At 72.6% G+C, this 20767-nt stretch carries 20 protein-coding genes; 14 read left to right on the top strand and 6 right to left on the bottom strand.

Going from position 1 to position 20767, the window contains the following annotated elements; translation table 11 throughout:
* Positions 1-44 precede the first annotated feature (44 nt).
* Genes E3O41_RS08240 through E3O41_RS08230 form a run of 3 tightly spaced genes read left to right on the top strand, consistent with a single transcriptional unit; the run spans position 45 to position 3469 of the window.
* Complete coding sequence (locus tag E3O41_RS08240) at positions 45-911, top strand: helix-turn-helix transcriptional regulator (RefSeq protein WP_135012246.1); 867 nt, start codon at positions 45-47, stop codon at positions 909-911.
* Positions 912-965: 54 nt separating this feature from the next.
* The gene (gene thrS, locus E3O41_RS08235; protein ID WP_218939263.1) at positions 966-2906 is read left to right on the top strand and encodes a threonine--tRNA ligase; all 1941 of its coding nucleotides are present in this window, start codon (positions 966-968) and stop codon (positions 2904-2906) included.
* Between the two features lie 2 nt (positions 2907-2908).
* The gene (locus E3O41_RS08230; protein ID WP_067024053.1) at positions 2909-3469 is read left to right on the top strand and encodes an HIT family protein; all 561 of its coding nucleotides are present in this window, start codon (positions 2909-2911) and stop codon (positions 3467-3469) included.
* A 159-nt stretch (positions 3470-3628) separates the two neighbouring features.
* Here E3O41_RS08230 and E3O41_RS08225 read toward each other — a convergent pair whose 3' ends face one another.
* Complete coding sequence (locus tag E3O41_RS08225) at positions 3629-4948, bottom strand: aminotransferase class I/II-fold pyridoxal phosphate-dependent enzyme (protein ID WP_135012242.1); 1320 nt, start codon at positions 4946-4948, stop codon at positions 3629-3631.
* A 41-nt stretch (positions 4949-4989) separates the two neighbouring features.
* On the opposite strand from E3O41_RS08225, the gene pdxS reads away from it, so the two are divergent.
* From pdxS to E3O41_RS08205, 4 genes are read left to right on the top strand one after another with little or no spacing between them, the layout of a single operon-like run.
* Positions 4990-5901, top strand: coding sequence for a pyridoxal 5'-phosphate synthase lyase subunit PdxS (gene pdxS, locus E3O41_RS08220; RefSeq protein ID WP_067024048.1), 912 nt, complete (start codon positions 4990-4992; stop codon positions 5899-5901).
* Positions 5895-6488: a pyridoxal 5'-phosphate synthase glutaminase subunit PdxT gene (gene pdxT / locus E3O41_RS08215; protein ID WP_067024045.1), complete on the top strand. Its 594-nt coding sequence runs from the start codon at positions 5895-5897 to the stop codon at positions 6486-6488. Before pdxS ends, pdxT begins: the two co-directional genes overlap by 7 nt.
* A 46-nt stretch (positions 6489-6534) precedes the next feature.
* Positions 6535-7095 (top strand): VOC family protein, encoded by a 561-nt coding sequence (locus E3O41_RS08210; RefSeq protein WP_067024042.1) that lies wholly within the window; start codon positions 6535-6537, stop codon positions 7093-7095.
* Positions 7088-7894 (top strand): MerR family transcriptional regulator, encoded by an 807-nt coding sequence (locus E3O41_RS08205; protein ID WP_240482272.1) that lies wholly within the window; start codon positions 7088-7090, stop codon positions 7892-7894. The genes E3O41_RS08210 and E3O41_RS08205 overlap by 8 nt, the downstream gene beginning before the upstream one ends.
* Before the next feature lie 6 nt (positions 7895-7900).
* Here E3O41_RS08205 and pdxY read toward each other — a convergent pair whose 3' ends face one another.
* Positions 7901-8752, bottom strand: a complete 852-nt coding sequence (gene pdxY / locus E3O41_RS08200) for a pyridoxal kinase PdxY (RefSeq protein ID WP_067024036.1) — start codon at positions 8750-8752, stop codon at positions 7901-7903.
* Between the two features lie 23 nt (positions 8753-8775).
* Here pdxY and E3O41_RS08195 point away from each other — a divergent pair, with 23 nt between their 5' ends.
* Complete coding sequence (locus tag E3O41_RS08195) at positions 8776-9087, top strand: helix-turn-helix domain-containing protein (RefSeq protein ID WP_067024034.1); 312 nt, start codon at positions 8776-8778, stop codon at positions 9085-9087.
* A 1-nt stretch (position 9088) separates the two neighbouring features.
* Here the strand turns inward: E3O41_RS08195 and E3O41_RS08190 are convergent, their stop codons facing one another.
* Both E3O41_RS08190 and E3O41_RS08185 read right to left on the bottom strand, forming a co-directional pair.
* Positions 9089-10060 (bottom strand): hypothetical protein, encoded by a 972-nt coding sequence (locus E3O41_RS08190; protein ID WP_067024032.1) that lies wholly within the window; start codon positions 10058-10060, stop codon positions 9089-9091.
* A 29-nt stretch (positions 10061-10089) separates the two neighbouring features.
* Positions 10090-10782 (bottom strand): phosphocholine cytidylyltransferase family protein, encoded by a 693-nt coding sequence (locus tag E3O41_RS08185; protein WP_067024029.1) that lies wholly within the window; start codon positions 10780-10782, stop codon positions 10090-10092.
* A 197-nt stretch (positions 10783-10979) separates the two neighbouring features.
* Between E3O41_RS08185 and E3O41_RS08180 the strand changes: the two genes are divergently transcribed.
* From E3O41_RS08180 to E3O41_RS08170, 3 genes are read left to right on the top strand one after another with little or no spacing between them, the layout of a single operon-like run.
* On the top strand, positions 10980-12734 hold the full coding sequence (locus tag E3O41_RS08180; protein WP_240482270.1) for an ATP-binding cassette domain-containing protein: 1755 nt from the start codon (positions 10980-10982) through the stop codon (positions 12732-12734).
* Positions 12710-14275: a hypothetical protein gene (locus E3O41_RS08175; RefSeq protein ID WP_067024026.1), complete on the top strand. Its 1566-nt coding sequence runs from the start codon at positions 12710-12712 to the stop codon at positions 14273-14275. The genes E3O41_RS08180 and E3O41_RS08175 overlap by 25 nt, the downstream gene beginning before the upstream one ends.
* Before the next feature lie 39 nt (positions 14276-14314).
* The gene (locus E3O41_RS08170) at positions 14315-14581 is read left to right on the top strand and encodes a DUF3039 domain-containing protein (RefSeq protein ID WP_067024024.1); all 267 of its coding nucleotides are present in this window, start codon (positions 14315-14317) and stop codon (positions 14579-14581) included.
* Positions 14582-14587: 6 nt separating this feature from the next.
* Here E3O41_RS08170 and E3O41_RS08165 read toward each other — a convergent pair whose 3' ends face one another.
* Positions 14588-15916, bottom strand: coding sequence for a nicotinate phosphoribosyltransferase (locus tag E3O41_RS08165; protein WP_083990821.1), 1329 nt, complete (start codon positions 15914-15916; stop codon positions 14588-14590).
* A 51-nt stretch (positions 15917-15967) separates the two neighbouring features.
* Between E3O41_RS08165 and murI the strand changes: the two genes are divergently transcribed.
* The 3 genes from murI to rdgB are packed head-to-tail and all read left to right on the top strand — an operon-like array spanning position 15968 to position 18133.
* Positions 15968-16792, top strand: coding sequence for a glutamate racemase (gene murI, locus E3O41_RS08160; RefSeq protein ID WP_067024021.1), 825 nt, complete (start codon positions 15968-15970; stop codon positions 16790-16792).
* 7 nt (positions 16793-16799) lie between these two features.
* Complete coding sequence (gene rph / locus E3O41_RS08155; protein ID WP_067024018.1) at positions 16800-17543, top strand: ribonuclease PH; 744 nt, start codon at positions 16800-16802, stop codon at positions 17541-17543.
* Positions 17540-18133 (top strand): RdgB/HAM1 family non-canonical purine NTP pyrophosphatase, encoded by a 594-nt coding sequence (gene rdgB, locus E3O41_RS08150; protein WP_240482266.1) that lies wholly within the window; start codon positions 17540-17542, stop codon positions 18131-18133. Before rph ends, rdgB begins: the two co-directional genes overlap by 4 nt.
* A 133-nt stretch (positions 18134-18266) precedes the next feature.
* On the opposite strand, the gene E3O41_RS08145 is transcribed toward rdgB, so the two are convergent.
* A complete protein-coding gene (locus tag E3O41_RS08145; protein ID WP_179954875.1) occupies positions 18267-20699 on the bottom strand; it encodes an ATP-dependent DNA ligase in 2433 nt (810 codons plus the stop codon).
* Between the last annotated feature and the right edge of the window lie 68 nt (positions 20700-20767).

Raw genomic sequence — 20767 nt, 5'->3', positions numbered from 1 at the left:
GCCGATCCCTGGCTCCCGCGGCGCGCGCCGCGCATGATGGACGGATGGACCGCACCGAGCTCGCCGACTTCCTGCGCCGTCGCCGCGGTGCGCTGCAGCCCGGCGACGTGGGGCTGGCGCCGGGGGCCCGCCGGCGCGCGCCGGGCCTGCGCCGCGAGGAGGTCGCCCAGCTCACCGGCATGTCGGTGGACTACTACACCCGGCTCGAGCAGGCCAGGGGCCCGCAGCCGAGCGCGCAGATGCTGCAGGCGCTCGCGCGCACGCTGCGGCTCACGGCCGACGAGCGCGACTACCTCTACCGCGCGGCCGGTCACGCCGCCCCCGACCGCCTCGGCGGCGCCGGTCATGTCGCGCCCGGCCTGCTGCGCGTGCTCGATCGGCTCCACGACACCCCCGCGCTCATCCTCACGAACCTGGGCGAGACGCTCGTCGCCAACCGCCCGGCGGTGGCGCTCTTCGGCGATCACACCGCCCGCACCGGCTGGGACCGCAGCGACATCCATCGCTGGTTCACCGACCCGGCCTCGCGCACCGTGTACCCGGAGGCCGATCGCGACCGCCAGTCGCGTGCGCTCGTGGCCAACCTGCGCGCGGCCTACGGCCTGATGGGCGGCCGCTCGCGCGCCGGCGAGCTCGTGCGCGTGCTGCGCGCGGCCAGCGACGAGTTCGCGGCGCTCTGGGAGCGGCACGAGGTGGCCCGCCGGTTCGAGGACCACAAGACGCTCGTGCACCCGGAGCTCGGACCGATCGAGGTGGACTGCCAGGCGCTGTTCACCGAGGACCAGACTCAGACGCTGCTCGTGCTGACCGCGCCGCCTCGCACGCCGGCGTGGGAGAAGCTGCAGCTGCTCGCGGTGCTGGGCGAGGAGCGCTTCGCACGGGCGCCCGGGGAGCCGGCCGCCGCGCCGTAGGATTGTCGGGTGACCACCGGATTCGATCTGTTCCCCGAGAAGAACGTCGTCGCCATGCGCGTCGACGGCACCCTGAAAGACCTCGCCGCCGAGGTCACGGACACGCAGACGATCGAGCCGGTGACGATCGACAGCGAGGACGGGCTGAACATCCTGCGCCACTCGACGGCGCACGTGCTCGCGCAGGCGGTGCAGAAGCTGCGCCCCGAGGCCAAGCTCGGCATCGGCCCGTTCATCACCGACGGCTTCTACTACGACTTCGGCGTCGACGAGCCCTTCACGCCCGACGACCTCAAGGCCATCAAGAAGGAGATGCAGCGCATCGTCCGCGACGCGCAGCGCTTCCGCCGCCGCGTCGTCACCGACGACGAGGCGCGCGCCGAGCTGGCCCACGAGCCGTTCAAGCTCGAGCTCATCGGCCTGAAGGGCGGCACCAAGGAGGCCGCCGAGGGCGCGGGCGTCGAGGTGGGCGCGGGCGAGCTGACGATCTACGACAACATCGACGGGCGCACGGGCGAGGTGGCCTGGAAGGACCTGTGCCGCGGGCCGCACGTGCCGTCCACCCGCATGGTCGGCAACGGCTGGGACATCCTGCGCGTCGCCGGCGCGTACTGGCGCGGCAGCGAGAAGAACCCGCAGCTGCAGCGCATCTACGGCACGGCCTGGCCCAGCAAGGACGAGCTCGTCGCGTACAAGGACCGCCTCGAGGAGGCGGCTCGCCGCGATCACCGCAAGCTCGGCCGCGAGATGGACCTGTTCTCGTTCCCCGACGAGATCGGATCGGGGCTGTCGGTGTGGCACCCGAAGGGCGGCATCGTCCGCGGCGAGATGGAGCAGCACGCGCGCCGCCGCCACATCGAGAACGGCTACAGCTACGTCTACACGCCTCACATCTCGAAGCAGGATCTCTTCCTGGCCTCGAACCACCTCGTCACGTACAAGGAGGGCATGTTCCCGCCGATCGTCATGGACGAGGAGCGCGATGACGAGGGCAACATCACGAAGCAGGGCCAGGACTACTACCTGAAGCCCATGAACTGCCCGATGCACATCCTCATCTACAAGGAGCGCGCGCGCAGCTACCGCGATCTGCCGCTGCGGTTCGCCGAGAACGGCACGGTCTACCGCAACGAGCTGTCGGGCGCCCTGCACGGCCTCACCCGCGTGCGCGGCTTCACGCAGGACGACTCGCACCTGTTCGTGACGCCGGAGCAGCTCGAGTCCGAGGTGACGAAGGTGCTCGAGTTCATCATCTCGATGCTCCGCGACTTCGGCCTCGACGACTTCGAGCTCGAGCTGTCGATGCGCGACGATGAGAAGGCCAAGTGGATCGGCTCGGACGAGTTCTGGGAGTACTCCACGAACGCGCTGCGCAACGTCGCCCTCGCGAGCGGACTGAAGCTCACGGAGGTGCCGGGCGAGGCCGCGTTCTACGGCCCCAAGATCGACCTCAAGACACGCGACGCGATCGGGCGCGTCTGGCAGCTGTCGACCGTGCAGGTCGACCCCAACCTGCCGGAGCGGTTCGACCTCGAGTACACCGCGGCCGACGGATCGAAGCAGCGCCCGATCATGATCCACCGCGCGCTGTTCGGCTCGATCGAGCGGTTCTTCGCGATCCTCCTGGAGCACTACGCCGGCGACTTCCCGGTGTGGCTCGCGCCCGTGCAGGTCATGGGCGTGCCGGTCGCCGACGAGTTCGGCGACTACCTGCAGGGCGTCGTCGACGAGCTGCGGGCCGCGGGCGTGCGCGCCGAGGTCGACCACTCCGACGACCGCATGCAGAAGAAGATCCGCACCCACACCACGAGCAAGGTGCCGCTGATCCTCATCGCCGGCGAGCAGGATCGCTCGGCCGGCACGGTGTCGTTCCGCTTCCGCGACGGCTCGCAGCGCAACGGTGTGCCGGTCGCCGATGCGGTCGCGCTCGTGACGGGCCTGATCGCCGCGAAGAAACTCGTGCTCACCGACGCCGACGCCACGCTCGAGGCCTGACCATGACGGACGGCCCCCGCGACGAGTTCCTGCAGCTCGAGCCGGAGAGCGAGTTCGGCGCGGTGCCGGACGCGTTCCAGCGCCTGTGGACGCCGCACCGCATGGCGTACATCAACGCCGGGGCCGACGCGAACCGCGGATCGGGGTGCCCGTTCTGCGCCGCGCCGGATCGCTCCGACGAGGACGGGCTGATCGTCCACCGCGGCGAGCACGCCTTCGTGCTGCTGAACCTCTTCCCGTACAACTCGGGCCACCTGCTCGTGTGCCCGTACCGGCACGTGGGCCTGTACGACGAGGCGACCACGGCCGAGACGGCGGAGATCGCCTACCTGACGCAGGTGGCGATGGGGGTGCTGCGCGCGACCTCGCGCTGCGACGGCTTCAACATCGGCATGAACCAGGGCCAGGTGGCGGGCGCGGGCGTCGAGGAGCACCTGCACCAGCACATCGTGCCGCGCTGGGCGAGTGACGCGAACTTCTTCCCGATCATCGCGAAGACCAAGGCGCTGCCCCAGCTGCTCGGCGACGTGCGTCAGGCGATCGCCGACGCCTGGCCCGCCTGACCTCGGCGCGCGGCGTCGGCCGTTCGCCGCGCTCTGACGGTGATCCGCGCCAAGGCGGACGGATTCGCGTGATGTCGCCCGCCCGAGCGCGGATCTCCTGCGGAGGGCGCGCGGCGTCCGCCCGGGCGGCGCGGGGCGTCCGCCCGGGCGCGCGGCGCCCTACGCCCCGCGCGCCGACGCGGCGACGTCCGCGGCGAGGCGCTCCTGCGCGGCGTCGTCGAGGTGATGCGCCGTGACGCGGAGGTGGTGCGAGGGCGCGGCGGCATCGATCGAGAACTCGTCGCCCGGGCGCACGAGCCAGCCGCGCGTGCGGAGGCGGGCGGCGACCTCGCGCGCGGGGTCGTGGACCGGGATCCAGAGGCTGAGGCCGTCGCCGGGGGCGACCGCGAGGCCGCGGGAGCCGAGCCGGTCGGCGAAGGCCGCGTTCCGCGCGGCGTAGTGGGCGCCCGCGCGATCGATCGACGCGCGGGTGTCCGGATCCGACAGCAGGGCATGCGCGAGGCGCTGCAGCAGGTGGCTCACCCAGGTGGTGCCGGGGCTGAGGCGCTGCGCGAGGCGATCGGCGGTGTGCGGATCGGAGGCGACGACCGCGAGCGACATGTCGGGGCCGAGGAACTTCGACACCGACCGCACGAGCGCCCAGCGGCGATGATCGGGGGCGATCATCGATCGGTACGGGTGTCGTGAGAGCAGCGAGTAGTGATCGTCCTCGATGACGAGGACGTACGGGTGATCCGCGAGCACCTCGCGCAGGGCGGTGGCGCGGGCTTCCGTCAGTCCGGCGCCGGTGGGGTTCTGCGCGCGAGGTGTGCAGACGACGGCGCGCGCCCCCTCGGCGAGGGCGGCGCGCAGGCCCTCGACCGTCATGCCCTCCGCATCGACGGGCACGCCGAGGGGGCGATAGCCGGCGAGGCGGGCGGTGCGGATGGTCGCGAGATAGCAGGGGTCCTCGAGCGCCACGGCGTCGTCGCGGGTGAGGGCCTGCGCGAGGAGGCGCTCGACGGCGTCGAACGATCCGTTCGTGATCGTCAGGCGGGGATCCCGCGGCGTATCGGGGGCGAGCCACTCCCGTGCCCACCGCTCGAGCCCGGCGTCGATCACGGCCTCGCCGTAGAGCACGGGCCGCGGCTCGAGCGCGCGCAGCGCGGGCTCGAGGCGGGGGAGCAGTGCGGGGTCGGGGTTGGCCGAGCCGACGTCGACGAGCTCCGTGGACGGCGCGAAGCCCTCCTGGGGCGTGGCGGGCGTGCCGGCGATCCGGGTGCCCGCGCGGCCCTGCGAGGTCACGAGCCCCGCGGCGGCCAGCTGGCGGTAGGCGGCGACGGCGGTGTTGCGGTTGACGCCGAGCGTGGCGGCCAGCGTGCGCACCGGCGGCAGGGCGTCGCCGGGGGCGAGGGCGCCGCGTTCGACCAGCGCCCGGATCGAGTCGGCGATCTCCGCCGCCGTCGCGCCGGAGATCCGCAGGATGTCGGCGTCTGTCATCTCGTCCACTCTACGGTCGACACGGTGCTATGTTATGGCCTATGCCAAACGAAGCAGCCCCCGCTATCGCCCCGTCCACCGGAACCGCGCGCGTCAAGCGCGGCCTTGCCGAGATGCTCAAGGGCGGCGTCATCATGGATGTCGTCACGGCCGACCAGGCGAAGATCGCCGAGGACGCCGGAGCGGTCGCCGTCATGGCACTCGAGCGCGTGCCCGCCGACATCCGCGCCCAGGGCGGGGTCGCCCGCATGAGCGACCCGGACCTCATCGACGGGATCATCGAGGCCGTCTCGATCCCCGTCATGGCGAAGGCGCGCATCGGCCACCTCGTCGAGGCGCAGGTGCTGCAGGAGCTCGGCGTCGACTACATCGACGAGTCCGAGGTGCTCTCGCCGGCGGATTACGCGAACCACATCGACAAGTGGCCCTTCACGGCCCCGTTCGTGTGCGGGGCGACCAACCTGGGCGAGGCGCTGCGCCGGATCACCGAGGGCGCCGCGATGATCCGCTCCAAGGGCGAGGCCGGCACGGGAGACGTGTCCGAGGCGACCCGGCACATCCGCCAGATCACGGGCGAGATCCGGGCGCTGGCGGCCAAGAGCGACGACGAGCTGTACGTCGCGGCCAAGGAGCTGCAGGCGCCCTACGAGCTCGTCGCCGAGGTCGCGCGCACGGGTTCGCTGCCGGTGGTGCTGTTCACGGCCGGGGGAGTGGCGACCCCCGCCGACGCGGCGATGATGATGCAGCTGGGCGCCGACGGCGTCTTCGTGGGATCGGGGATCTTCAAGTCGGGCGATCCGGCCGCGCGCGCGGCGGCGATCGTGAAGGCGACGACCTTCTACGACGATCCCTCCGTGATCGCGGAGGTCTCGCGCGGGCTGGGTGAGGCGATGGTGGGGATCAACGTCGCCGACGTGCCCGCGCCGCATCGCCTGTCCGAGCGCGGATGGTGAGCGCACCCGTCGTCGGGGTGCTCGCGCTGCAGGGCGACGTGCGCGAGCACGAGCGCGTGCTGCACGCGCTGGGCGCCGAGGTCGTGCGGGTGCGGCGGGCGGCCGAGGCGCGCGAGATCGACGGGCTTGTGATCCCCGGCGGCGAGTCGAGCGTCATCGACAAGCTCTCCCGGGCCTTCGGGGTGCGCGACGCGATCGTCGAGCGGATCCGGGAGGGCATGCCCGCCTACGGCACGTGCGCCGGCATGATCATGCTGGCGGATCGGATCGCGGACGGCATCGACGGCCAGCAGTCCTTCGGCGGCCTGGACATCACGGTGCGGCGGAATGCGTTCGGGCCGCAGAGCGAGTCGTTCGAGGCCGACCTCGATGTCCCGCGCCTGGGCGATCCGCCGATCCATGCCGCGTTCATCCGGGCTCCCGTCGTGGCCGACCTCGGCGCCGGCGTGGACGTGCTCGCGGCGCTGCCGGACGGGCGGATCGTCGCGGTGGAGCAGGGCGCGCTGCTCGCCACGGCGTTCCATCCCGAGGTGACGGGGGAGACCCGCTTCCACGAGCGGTTCCTCGATCGCGTGCGCGCCGCCTGAGGCTCGGGCTTGACTCTCACGCGGCGTGAGGGTCGATCGTGGAGGCATGACCACCACCACCTTCGACGCCTTCGAGGTGAGCCCGGTTCCCGCGGCCGGGTCACCGGCGCCCGAGCCGTTCCGGGGCATCTACGCCATGCCGGCGTTCGTCACGATCACGACCGCCGATCTCGAGACCTCGGTCGACTTCTGGACCAGGGGCATCGGCTTCATCGATCTGTTCAGCGTTCCCGGACGGATCACGCATCTGCGGCGCTGGATGTTCCAGGACGTTCTGCTGGTGCCGATGGAGGACATCCCGGCGGCTCAGGCAGAAGACGCCCGGGCCGCACCGACCGGCATCAGCGTGTCCTTCGCCTGCGTCCTCGACGAGCTCGACGGGATCGCCGCGGCGTGCCGCGCGCTCCGCGCCGGCAGCGCCACCGATCCGTATGACACGCCCTGGAACACCCGAGACGTCACGGTGACGACGCCCGAGGGCGCGCGGGTGGTCCTCACCGCCGCACGACCGTTCGACCCGGACGGCCCCGAGGCCCGATCGCTCGCCGAGATGGGGATCAGGGCGCCGAAGCGCGTCGAAGGCGGGGACAATGACTCTCGTGGGTGAGCACACTCGATCCGCCGGCGCGACGGTCGGCGCCGCGGCCGAGCTGATCGGCGTCACCGTGCGCACGCTGCACCACTGGGACGCGATCGGACTCGCCTCGCCGTCCGGGCGCACGGCGTCCGGGTATCGCCTCTACACCGACGCGGATCTGGAGCGACTCGAGCGGGTGTCGGCCTACCGGCAGGCCGGGCTCGGCCTCGACGCGATCGCGGAGGTCCTGGGCGGCGACGCGACCGATGGGATCGTCGCCACACTCCACGCACAGCGTGCGCGGCTCGCATCGCGGATGCGCGAGCTGGAACGTCTCGACGCCAACCTCGAGCGCATGAGCCTCGCGCACGAGCGCGGCATCCTGCTGAGCGACGAGGAGCAGCGCGAGCTCTTCGGCGACGCGTGGGATCCGGCCTCGGCCGAGGGTGCCCGCACCCGGTGGGGCGGCTCCGCCCAGTGGGCGCAGTTCGCCGAGCGGTCCTCACGCCGCGGCCGGGCGGAATGGCGCGGACTGGCCGAGGGCCTCGCCGCGCTCCAGGACGCGCTTGCAGAGGCGATGACCCGGGGCGTCGCCCCGGGGGACGCGGAGGCCGACGAGCTCGCGGAACGCCACAGGGAGCTGTTCTCCGAGCTCTTCCCGATCAGCGTCTCGATGCAGGTGTGCCTGGCGCGGATGTTCGAGAGCGATCCGGGGTTCGCCGCGCATTACGACGGCATCCGGCCCGGGCTCGCGAGCTGGTTCCGCCGCGTCATCGACGAAGCGGCCCGCCGCCGCGGGATCGACCCGGAATCGGCGACCTGGCGGTGAGCCCCGTCAGCGGACCTGGCGGACCTCGAACTCCAGACGCGGGTTCGCGTAGTGCTCCTGAGCCTCGACGAGCAGCAGCTCCTTGGACTCCGCCGCGAAGGTCTGCTCCAGCAGGCCGAACACGCTCGACGCCGTGCGGGCGAGGGCGTCGGCGGCATCGCCGGTGCGGACGTAGTGCGAGGTGAACAGGGCGGCGGTGACGTCGCCGGAGCCGTTGGCCTTCATCGGCAGGAACGGCGTCTGCACGATCCAGGCCCCCTTGTCATCGATCGCCATCATCTCGATCGTGCCCTCCTCGCGATCGGGACGCTCGACGCTCGTGACGAGCACCGTGCGCGGGCCCATCGCCCGAGCGAGGTCGGCCGAGGCGAGCGTCGACTCGATCGTGTCGGGCTCGGTGCCGGTGAGGAAGCCGAGCTCGAACTGGTTCGGCGTGATGATGTCGGCCACCGGCACGACCTTGTCGCGCAGCAGGTCGGGGATCGCCGGGGCCACGAAGCAGCCCGACTTCGCGTTGCCCATGACCGGGTCGCACGCGTACAGCGCGTTCGGGTTGGCCGCCTTCACCCGGGCGACCGCGTCGATGATCACATCGGCGATGCCCTCGGAGCCCTGGTAGCCGCTGAGCACCGCGTCGAGCTCGCCGAACGCGCCGCGCTCCTCGACGCCCGTGATCACCGCGGCGACGTCCGCCGGATCCATGACGGGACCGCGCCAGGCGCCGTAGCCGGTGTGGTTGGAGAAGTTCACGGTGTACACCGGGAGCACCTCCACGCCGATGCGCTGCATCGGGAAGACGGCGGCGGAGTTGCCCGCGTGACCGTACGCCACGGCCGACTGGATCGACAGGATCTTCATCCTCCCGATCCTATGCTGGTGCCATGGGAACGCCCCACTCGCCGGCCGCCTGGATCGTGGGCGAGCGCGTGGCGCGGCTGCGGCGCGAGGCGGGCCTCAGCGCCAAGGCGCTCGCGGAGTGCGCCGACCTCGACCTCACGCACCTGCAGCGGTTGGAGCGCGGCGAGGGCAACCCCACGCTCATGACGCTCGCGCAGGTGGCGATCGCCCTCGAGGTCGATCTCGGGGAGCTCGTCGGCGGGATCACCGCGGCCGACCTGCAGGACGGGCGCTTCCCGCACGGCCACACGCAGCACGATGCCGTTCGCGCCGCCCGCGGCCAGGCGGCGGGCTAGCTCACTCGTCGCCGGGCGACGCGGTGTCCGCCCGGCGGCGCCGGCCTCCCGGGAGCGCCTTGCGGGCGACCGACGCGGCGCCGCCGACGACCGTGCCCACGCCGCGCCCCGCCGCGATGACCCCGCGCGAGGCGGTGCCGGCCACGCCCGCGACGGCGCCGCCGATGCGCTTGGCCGTGTCGGCGGCGAGGTGCTCCAGACGTGCGGCCCCCTCGCGCGGCTCGAGGTCGGCGGGGAACACGGCGGGCGGGGCGCCGAACGCCTTCCGAGAGGCGGCGACCACGCGGCGCCCGAGCAGGTGATTGCCCGCGCCGCCCACCGCCGCGCCGACGCCGAAGGGCAGCGCCTTGCCGACGAACGTGCCGGTCGCGCGGGCGGCGAAGTGGTGCAGGAACATCGTCTTGAGGCGATCCGCGATCTGGCCCATGGCGGCGCGGGGGAGCGACTTGGTCACCAACTCACCCCAGTAGGCGGTGCGGCCCGCCCCCTTGCCGAGCGCCTGGCCGGCGAGCTGGCGCAGCAGATCGACGCCCTCCGTGCCGAGCATGAGCGTCATGACGAGGGCCCGGGCGCGATCGGGATCGTCGATCGCGATGCCGTGCACCTCGGCAAGAGACTGCGCGAAGAGGGTGGTGGCCTCGAGGAAGCCGGCCGTCTCGGCTCCGGAGAGCGCAAGCGTGATGCCGGTGCCGATGCCCGGCACCACGGCCGTCGCGCCCACGGCGGCGCCGCCCGTCGTCACGGCGAGGAGGTAGCGCCGCTCGAGCATGCGCACGATCTGCTCGGTCGTGGCGTCGGGGTGGCGCAACCGGAGCGAGCGCAGGTGCGCGATGACGGCGGGACGCTGGATCGACATCACCCGGTCGAGGGCGCGGATGTGCGCGGGGTGCTCCGGCGACCCCTGCGGCGGCAGCCCGCCCTGCCACGGTGCGTCGTCGGGCAGGGTGTGGATCTTCGCGACCTTGTCGGACACGAGGCGATCCTACGTCGCGCGAGCGTCGATCAGACGAACTGGTTCGCCCGCGCGAGGTCCTCGGCGAAGTCGACCTCGACGGCGTAGAAGTCCGAGATGTCCATGGGCAGCACCCGCAGACCCTCCTCGGCGATCGCCAGCTCGAGGCCGCCCTCGAAGTAGTCCTGGTCGTCCACGCGCTGCAGGCCGCGGATGAAGGCGCGCTTGTCGGCGCGCGAGATGTAGTTGATGCCCACGGCCTCGCCGATGCCGCCGACGACCTGCTTCGAGAGCTGGTCGATGTAGCCCTCGGGGGAGACGGTGTACTTGACCTCCTCGTCGCTCACCTTGGCGGTGTTCACGGCGACGAAGGACTGGTCCGCCTCGATGTGGGCGATCGCGCGGCCGAGCACGCGCGGGTCGAACACGACGTCGCCGTTCATCCAGAGGACGCCGCTCTTGCCGGTGGCCTGCAGGGCGCGCAGGAGGCTCTTGGACGTGTTCGTCTGGTCGTAGCGCTCGTTGTAGACGTAGTTCGCGTCGGGGAAGCGCTCGACGATCTCCTCGGCGCGGTAGCCGACGACCGTGGTGATGCGCGCATCGGCGCCGAACGCCGCGCGGATGTTGTCGTGCTGCTGCTGCATGATCGAGCGACCGTCGTTCAGCTCGGTCAGCGACTTGGGCAGCGAGCGGCCCAGCCGCGTGCCCATTCCTGCGGCGAGAATGACAGTCTGGATGTTCATGGCTCCACGCTCTCGATCGTGATTCACGGTGGGTTCACGAAGAGTTCACCGTGATGAATGCTTGCCAGGGTAGCGGCGATCACTGAGAAGCGACACAATGTCACGCCGTCGATCGTGGGATTGACACAATCTTTGCGATTCCTGCGTGGGCGCGTGCCCCGGGAGCGCATCGGGGCGCTCATGGGTACGTTGGGACGGTGACGCCTCCAGAAGATGACACCGCCGAGGCGCCCGACGGGGGAACGCCGCGCGAGCACATCGTCGAGGACGCCCCCGCGACGGGCGGGACGGCGAAGCGGCCGGCGCCGCGACCTCGCGCCACGCCGGCGAAGGCCCGCACGGGCGGGACGAAGACCTCCGCCGCGCGTGCCGCGCGCACCCCGAAGAGCAATGGCGGGGCGGCGAAGAGCGCCGGTGGCGCCGCGACCAGCGCGGACGGCGCGACGTCCGGGAGCGCGAACAGCACCGGCCGCACGACCGCGTCGAAGGGCACCGGGCGCGCATCGAAGAGCCCCGCGCGAACATCGAAGAGCACGTCGGGTGCATCGAAGAGCACGGCGGGCGCGTCGACGGCCCGGACCCCGAAGGCACCCGCCCCGGCGGCGAAGCCGCGCACCGCGGCGAAGCCGCGCACCGCGGCGAGCAAGCCGGCCCCCGCCAAGGACATCGCCACGGAGCCGAGCGCGGCCGATCGCGACCTGTCGACGCAGCCCCTGCCCGTCGTCGGGCCGCAGGTGCGGGCGGTCGTGACGTCGGAGGACGAGGCGCCCGCGATCTTCCGGCCCTCCGCGGACGCCGACGAGCCGGAGACCACCGACGCCGGGGACTCGGAGACCACGGACGCCGGGGAGGCCGCTGGCGCCCCCGCGGCCGAGCCGGTGGCGGCCGTCGCGGAGGAAACCGCGGCCGAGGAAGGCGAGGGCGAGGGCACCGCCGACGACGGGGACGCCGCCGCCGACGACCCCACGACGGAGCCCGAGACGGCCGCCGCGGAAACGGACCCCGTCGTGGCCGATGAACCGACCCCCGCCGCACCCGACCCCGCCCGAGCCGACGCGCCCGACGAATCCGCCGCTCCGGCCGCCGAGGACCCCGAGGCGCCGCTGCCGCCGCTTCCCCCGATCCCCGCCGCCGTCGCCGCCGCGACGAGCGCCCCGATCGAGGCGCCGGACGAGACGGCCGAGGCCACGGCGCCGGACGCCCTGCGACTGCGCGGCGTCACGAAGGCCTACGGCGGTGCCGACGCCGTCTACGGGATCGACCTGACGGTCCCCGCCGGATCGTTCTACGGGATCGTGGGTCCCAACGGCGCCGGGAAGACGACCACGCTGTCGATGATCTCCGGGCTGCTGAAGCCCGGCGCCGGCAGCATCGAGGTGTTCGGCATCGATCTGCTGCGGCGTCCGCGCCAGGCGAAGGCGCTCATCGGGGTGCTGCCGGATCGCGTGCGCACCTTCGATCGGCTCACGGGCCGGCAGCTGCTGTACTACTTCGGCGTGCTGCGGGGGCTCAAGCCCGCGGTCGTCTCGACGAGGACCGACGATCTCGCGCGGGCCTTCGACATCGGTGACGCGCTGGGCCGCGTCGTGGCCGACTATTCGGCGGGCATGCGCAAGAAGGTCATGCTCGCCGGCGCGCTGATCCACTCGCCGCGCCTGCTCGTGCTCGACGAGCCGTTCGAGGCGGTCGATCCGGTCTCGGCCGCGAGCATTCTCGAGATCCTCTCGTCCTACGTGGCACACGGCGGCACCGTCGTGCTCTCCAGCCACGGCATGGACCTCGTGGAGAGCGTGTGCTCGCGGATCGCGGTCATCGTCTCGGGGCACGTGCTCGCGGAGGGCACCGTCGACGAGGTGAAGGGGGAGATCACGCTCGAGGAGCGCTTCGTGGAGCTCTCGGCGAGCGGCGGCAGCACGGAGGGGCTCGAGTGGTTGCACAGATCCTCCGACTGAGGCTCGAGCTGCTGTGGGGCGCGCTGCGCGCCCCCGGGGCCCTCGTGCCCCGGCTGGCGGGTTCGCTCGTCGTCATCGCGGCCGTGGTTCTGGCCTGCGCCGGCATCCTCGGCCTCGTGGCCGACGAGCCCGACGTGGCGGCGGCGCTGCTCACGCTCACCGGAACCGCCCTGGTGCTCGGCTTCGCGCTCAGCCCCGTGATGAGCGGCGCCGAGGATCCGCTGGACCCGCGGCGCTTCGCGGTGCTGGGCCTGGAGGCGCGGCAGCTCATCGGACCCCTGGCGCTGGCATCGCTCGTGAGCGTGCCCACCCTGGCGCTCATCGCCGTCGACGTGTGCGCCGCCGTGACGTGGACGCGGATCGGCGTGCCTCCCGCGCTCGCCATCGCGGCCGCCATCGTGCACGTCGCCACCTGCCTCGGTCTGGCGCGCCTGAGCGCCGCCTTCGGCACACACGTGCTCCGCGGCCGGCGCACGCGCGAGCTGACGAGCCTGTTCGTGCTCGGCATCATCGTGGTCGTGCTGCCCGTGGTCGTGTTCTTCTCGTCGCTCGAATGGGGCGGGCACGTGCCGAGCCGGCTGCAGGCCGTGATCGACGGCCTCGCCGTCACCCCGCTCGGCGCCGCGGCCGGGATGCCGGGCGCCGTCGTGTTCGCGTGGCCGCGCGCCGGCGTGGTGGTGGCGGTGGCGCTGCTGACGCTCGCCGCCGTGGGCGCCGCGTGGGCGTGGAGCGTGCAGCGCGCGATGACGACGATCGAGCCCCCGGTCGACGATCGCGACCGCGGCGGACTCGGCTGGTTCGCGGTGACGCCCGCGACGCCCGCCGGGGCGATCGCCGCACGCAGCATCGTGTACTGGTTCGGCGACGCGCGCTACCTCATGAACCTCGCCATCATCCCCGTGGTTGGGCTGCTTCCCGTGGTGCCGCTGCTCGTCGCCGGCGTGCCCGGCACGATCGCGGCGCTCGTGCCGGTGCCGATCATGGCGCTGTTCCTGGGCTGGGTCGCCCACAACGACGTCGCCTACGACTCGTCGGCGGTGTGGATGCACGTCACCGCGGGGGTGAGCGGCCTGGCCGACCGCGTCGGGCGTCTCGTGCCCGTGCTGCTCGTGGGCATCCCCACGCTCGCGGTGGCGATCCCCGTCGCCGCGAGCTTCCACGGCCGATGGGCCCTCGTGCCCGCGTTCCTCGGCGTGGCCGCGGCGCTGTTCCTGGGCGGGCTCGGGCTCTCGAGCGTCGCGTCGGTGGTGGCACCGTACGCGGTCTCGCGCCCGGGCGACAGCCCGTTCCGTCAGCCGCAGCGCACCGGATCCGGCGGGGTCATCGCGCAGGCCGCGGTGATGTTCGGCACGCTCGTGATCGCCGCCCCCACGCTGTGGCTGGCCTGGCGCGCGCTGACCGAGGACGTCCGCCTCGCCACGGCGGCGCAGTGGGCCGGGCTCGGCACCGGCGTGGGCGTGCTGCTGCTGGGCGTCGCGGCGGGCGCGGTGCTGTGGGACCGCCGCTCCTACCGGGTCATGGAGTTCGCCGCCGCGACCTGAGCCGGTGCCGCCCCACCCCGCGCGAACTAGACTCGGGGCATGACCACACCCCTCGATTCCCCGGACCAGGGTGGCACCGGCCTGCTCGAGCGCGAGCTCGAGGAGCTCATCGAAGAGCAGAACATCGAGCCGGGCGACCACGAGCGCTTCTCCCACTACGTGAAGAAGGAGAAGATCCTCGAGTCCGCCCTCACCGGCAAGCCGGTGCGCGCGCTGTGCGGCAAGAAGTGGACGCCGGGTCGCGACCCCGAGAAGTTCCCGGTCTGCCCGCAGTGCAAGGAGATCTACGAGTCCCTCAAGGACTGACGCCGATCAGGCCCCCGCGTCGGCGAAGACGGTGGGGATCGCCGGATCCGACTTGCTGAGCGCGAGGGCGCGCACCGGCAGCTCCTCGCGCACCCGGAGGTGGTGCTCGCGCGCCGCCGCCACGCCCTGCGGTCCCTCGTGTGCGGTGTCGATCTCGCCGCGCACGACGAGCGGCACCTGCAGCGCGCGGGCGTCGGGGTAGTCGGCCGGCGTCGCCGACCGCTCGAACCCGTCGGCGATCTCGACGAGCTCCTCGTAGGCGATGCCGCGGTCGAGCCGACGAAACGCCGTCTTGAGCCCGCCCTGCGACCCCTTGTCCTGCGCCTTCTTCGCCACGGCGATCCAGCCGCCGTTCGCGTCCTGGCGCGCGACGAGCTTGTACACCATGCCGGCCGTCGGGTAGCCCGAGCCCGTCACGACCGAGGTGCCCACGCCGTAGGAGTCGACGGGGTAGGCGGCGAGCGCGGCGATCGCGTACTCGTCGAGATCGCTCGTGACGGTGATCTTGGTGCCGGTCGCGCCGAGCGCGTCCAGCTGCGCGCGCACCTCGGCGGCGACGATCGCGAGATCGCCGGAGTCGATGCGCACGCCGCCGAGCTGGGGTCCCGCGACGCGGATCGCCGTCTCGACGCCCTTCTCGATGTCGTACGTGTCCACGAGGAGCGTGGTGTCGTGGCCGAGCGCCGCGATCTGCGCACGGAACGCGTCCTCCTCGGTGTCGTGCAGCAGCGTCCACGAGTGGGCGGCCGTGCCCATGGTCGGGATGCCCCAGGTGCGGCCCGCCTCGAGGTTGCTCGTCGCGCCGAATCCCGCGATGTACGCCGCGCGGGCGGCGGCGACGGCCGACCGCTCGGCGGCACGGCGGGCGCCCATCTCGGCCAGGGGCCGCTCGCCGGCGGCGATGCTCATGCGCGAGGCCGCGGTCGCGACGGCGGAGTCGTGGTTGAGCACGCTCAGTGCGAGGGTCTCGAGGATCACGGCGTCGGCGAACGTGCCCTCGACGGTGAGGATCGGCGATCCGGGGAAGTACAGCTCGCCCTCGCGGTAGCCGGTGATCGACCCGGTGAAGCGGTAGTTCTCGAGGTAGGTCAGCGTCTCGCGGCTGACGACGTGGTGATCGGCGAGGTACTTCAGCTCGGCGTCGTCGAAGCGGAACTCGCGCAGCAGGCCGAGCAGGCGCCCCGTGCCGGCCACCACGCCGAAGCGGCGCCCGCCGGAGAGGCGGCGCGCGAACAGCTCGAACATCGAGTGGCGTGAGGCGGTGCCGTCGCGCAGGGCGGCATCGATCATCGTCAGCTCGTACCGGTCGGTCAGCAGGGCGGTGGAGTCGCTCACGGCCTCACTCTAGCGGCGGGCGCGCACCGGGCAGCGACTACCCTGGAGGGGATGGATGACGCGCCGATCGGGATCTTCGACTCCGGGGTGGGCGGTCTCACGGTCGCCCGAGCGATCGGCGACCAGCTGCCGCGCGAGTCCCTGCTGTACATCGGCGACACCCTGCATTCGCCCTACGGCCCCAAGCCGATCGCCGATGTGCGCCGCTACGCCCTCGAGGTGCTCGACTCGCTCGTCGACCAGGGCGTGAAGATGCTCGTGATCGCCTGCAACACGGCCTCGGCCGCCATGCTGCACGACGCGCGCGAGCGCTACGCCGTGCCGGTGATCGAGGTCATCCGCCCCGCCGTGCGCACGGCGATCGCCACCACCCGCACCGGCCGCATCGGCGTGATCGGCACCCAGGGCACGATTGGATCGGGCGCGTATCAGGACATGCTCGGCATCGCCCCGGGCGTGGAGGTGTTCACGGCGGCCTGCCCGCGGTTCGTCGAGTTCGTCGAGGCGGGCATCACCGACACCCCCGAGCTGCTCGCCGTGGCCGAGGAGTACCTCGCCCCGCTGCGGGCCGCCGACGTCGACACGCTCGTGCTCGGCTGCACCCACTACCCGTTCCTCACGGGCGCGATCAGCTATGTCATGGGCCCCGAGGTCTCGCTCGTCTCCAGCGACAGCGAGACGGCCAAGGACGTCTACCGCGAGCTCGTCAGTCGCGACCTGCTGGCCGGCGCCGATGCGACGCCGCGCCACGTGTACGAGGCCACCGGCGCCGACACCGCCACCTTCACCGCTCTCGCCAACCGCCTGCTGGGCCGCGAGGTGCGCGACGTGCGCCTCGTGCGCACCGGCGCCATCGACCTGCCCACCACCCGATAGGGAGATCATGACCGAATCACCGCGCGCGGACGGCCGCGCCCTCGACGAGCTGCGCCCCGTCACGATCGAACGGGGCTGGAGCGCGCAGGCCGAGGGCTCGGCGCTCATCTCGTTCGGGCAGACGAAGGTGCTCGTCACCGCCTCGTTCACCAACGGCGTGCCGCGCTGGCTCACCGGCAAGGGCCGCGGCTGGGTCACCGCCGAGTACGCCATGCTGCCGCGGGCGACCAACGACCGCAGCGACCGCGAGAGCGTGAAGGGCCGCATCGGCGGGCGCACGCACGAGATCTCGCGCCTGATCGGCCGCGCCCTGCGCGCCGTGGTCGACACGAAGGCGCTCGGTGAGAACACGATCGTCATCGACTGCGACGTGCTGCAGGCCGACGGCGGCACCCGCACCGCCTCGATCACGGGCGCCTACGTCGCCCTCGCCGACGCGATCGAGTGGGGGCGCGAGAAGGGCTTCATCGCCAAGAAGGCCACCCCGCTGCGCGACTCGGTCGCCGCGATCTCGGTCGGCATCATCGACGGGCGCCCCATGCTCGACCTGCCGTACGTCGAGGACTCCCGCGCCGATACCGACATGAACATCGTGATGACCGGCACGGGGAAGTTCATCGAGGTGCAGGGCACCGCCGAGGGCGCGCCGTTCGACAAGGCCGAGCTCGACGCGCTGCTCGAGCTCGGCGCCAAGGGATGCGCCGACCTCACCGCGATCCAGAAGGCGGTGCTGGCGGAGGAGCGCTCGTGAGCCGGGTGGTGCTGGCGACGCACAACGCGCACAAGGTCGCCGAGTTCCAGGCGATCGTGGCCACGATCCGCCCCGACCTCGAGGTCGTCGCGTACGACGGCCCCGAGCCGGTGGAGGACGGCGTCTCGTTCGCCGAGAACGCGCTCATCAAGGCGCGCGCGGCCTCGGCCCACACCGGGCTTCCCGCGCTCGCCGACGACTCGGGCATCTGCGTGCACGTGCTGGGCGGCTCGCCCGGCGTGTTCAGTGCCTACTGGGCCGGGCACGCGAAGGACGATCGGGCCAACCTCGCGCTGCTGCTCGATCAGCTCTCCGACATCCGCGATCCGTATCGCACCGCCCACTACAACTCGACGATCGCGATCGTCACGCCCGGCGGCATCGAGCACACCGTCGAGGGCATCTGGCCCGGGCGCCTCGCCGAGGAGCCGCGCGGCGAGGGCGGATTCGGCTACGACCCGATCTTCATCCCCGATGGTCAGGACGGTCGGGAGCGATCGGTGGGCGAGTTCACGGCGCACGAGAAGAACGCCGTCTCGCACCGCGCCCGCGCCTTCCAGGAGCTCGGCCCCCTCCTCGCCGCGCTGTAGGGACTCGGCCGGCATCGGCCTCGACTCCGCGCCTGCGGCGCTGCGCTCGGCCCGTCTCCGCTCCGGGCTGCGCGCTCCGGTCGACGAGCCGTGATCAGCACGGGCTCGTCGACCGAGTCGAGAGCTCTGGTGCCTACTCCGCGACGACGTCCCCCGGGGTGAGGTCGGGGCGGAGCCCGCGCCAGCGGGGGTGACGCAGATTGCCGCCCGGGGTCCACTCCGAGAACTCCACTTCGGCGACGTGCTCCGGCGCGACCCACCGTGCCAGGCGGGCCTGCGGCCGCGGCACCTCGGCGAACGGGCTGTCGCCGACGGGCCGCAGCAGGTCCTGCAGCCGCCGCAGCTCCCGCTCGCCGAAGCCCGTGCCGACCTTGCCGACGTAGCGCAGCCGGTCGCCGTCGGGGATGCCCAGCAGCAGCGATCCGATCGTGCCCTCGCGATTGCCCTGGCCCGGATTGATGCCGCCGATCACCACCGACTGCGTCCGGGTCAGCTTGAGCTTGAGCCACTCCTCGCTGCGCACGCCGCGGCGATAGGGCGAGCGCGGATCCTTCACCACGACGCCCTCCAGGTCGAGGCGCCGGGCGGTCTCGAGGGCCACGTCGAGGTCGTCGGCGACGGGCGGCACGTCGATCGCGGCGCCGGGGTCGGCGGCGACCCGCTCCAGCGCGGCGCGCCGCTCGGACAGCGGCCGGCCGGTGAGGTCGCGGCCGTCCACCTCGAGCGCGTCGAACAGGTACAGCCGCACCGGCACCCGCGGCGCGACCCGCTGGATGTCCATCGCGCGCGTGAGATGCATCCGCTCCTGCAGCCGCGAGAAGCTCGGGCGCCCCGCGGCGTCGAGGGCGACGATCTCGCCGTCGAGCACGGCCTCGTCGGCATCGATCCGCGCCGCGCCCGGGTTCGACAGCTCCGGATAGCGCAGCGTGATGTCAGTGCCCGAGCGGGCGCGCAGGCGCAGCACCCCGCCGGACCAGTGCGCGACGGCCCGCACCCCGTCCCACTTGAACTCGACCCACGGATCGCCCCCGCGGCGGATCAGGTCGCGCGCGGCCGGCGCGGTCCCCGCCACGGCGAGCATCGGGGCGAAGCGATCGTCGGCCGGGGGAGCGGCCGGTTCGTCCAGCGGCGGCTCGCTCCACGGCACCACGGGCGGGCCGTCGGGCTGCGGCGCGCCCAGCGCGTCGGTCTTGGTGCGGTGCAGGAGCCAGCTCGACTTCTCGCCCTGCCCGTCGGTGCGGATCAGCGCCACCCGGACGGGACCGCCCAGTGGCCCGTCCTCGCGGCCGGTGAGCGTGACGATGATCTCGTCGTCGCGCCACTTGTGCGTCTCGTACGTGCCGGCGTCCCAGATCGTCATGACGCCCGCGCCGTACTGGCCCTTCGGAATCACGCCGTGAAAGTCGAGGTACTCGATCGGGTGGTTCTCGGTCTGCACCGCGAGGTTGTTCTTCGTCGTCGTGGACGGGATGCCCTTCGGCACGGCCCAGTTCACGAGCACGCCGTCGCGCTCCAGGCGCACGTCCCAGTGCAGGCGGGTGGCGTGATGCTCCTGGATGACGAAGCGGTTCCCGTGCTCGGTGCCGTCGGGGCGGGCGGACTCGGGCACCGGCTCGGGCGTGCGATCGGCGCGCCGCTTGGCGATGTACGAGGCGAGCGGCCCCTCGCCACGCGGCACGAGCGGCGCGAGGGGATCGCCGATCCGCTCCGCCCGCTCCAGCACCTCGTCCAGCAGCAGGTGCCGCAGGTCGGGATCGTCCAGCTCCTCCCAGGTGCGCGGTGCCGCGACCCAGGGCCTCGCGCGGCCGCGGAGCGAGTAGGGGGAGACCGTGGTCTTCTTGCCGTTGTTCTGGCTCCAGTCCACGAACACCTTGCCCGGCCGCGCCGCCTTGCTCATGGTGCTCACCACGAGGTCGGGGTGATCGGCCTCCAGGGCGCGCGCCAGCTCGCGGGCGACGGCCGAGATCGCGTCGCTCGACTGGTCGCCCGGCAGCGCCGCGTACAGGTGGATTCCCTTGCTGCCGCTCGTCACCGGCAGCGGCTCGAGCCCCATGCCGCCGAGGATCGATCGGGCCCAGCGGGCCACCTCCGCGCACTCGGGCAGCCCCACGCCCGGGCCGGGATCCAGATCGAGCACCAGGCGGTTGGGGCCTCGGCGCTCGCCGCGGGCGTCGAACGTCCACTGCGGCACGTGCAGCTCGAGGCTCGCCACCTGCGCGAGATAGACGAGCGCGGCGGTCTCCTCGACGATCGGGTACTCCTTCGCGCCGGTGGAGTGCTCGATGCGGCGGCGGGGGATCCAGTCCGGGGCGCCGGCCTCCAGGTCCTTGGCGAAGAACGACGGCGCGGGATCGTCGGCGGTGCCCACGCCGTCCACCCACCGCTTGCGGGTGACGGGCCGATCGGCCAGGTGCGGCAGCAGCAGCGGGGCGATGCGCGAGTAGTACCCGATCACCTCGCCCTTCGTGGTGCCGGTCTCGGGGTAGACGACCTTGTCGAGGTTGGTGATCCGCACGCGGCGCGACCCCACGCGCACCGTCTGCGCCGCCCCCTCGCCGCCTGCCATGAGCCCAGGGTAGGGCCCGCGGCGGTGTCAAGGGCTGGTGTGACTGGTGTGAGCGGTGTTCACTGTTG

Origin of the sequence: Microbacterium sediminis (assembly GCF_004564075.1) — a bacterium.
GTDB classification, from domain to species: Bacteria; Actinomycetota; Actinomycetes; order Actinomycetales; family Microbacteriaceae; genus Microbacterium; species Microbacterium sediminis.
Note: the sequence above shows the minus strand (reverse complement) of the source record. Positions and strands in the feature narration are given on the sequence as shown.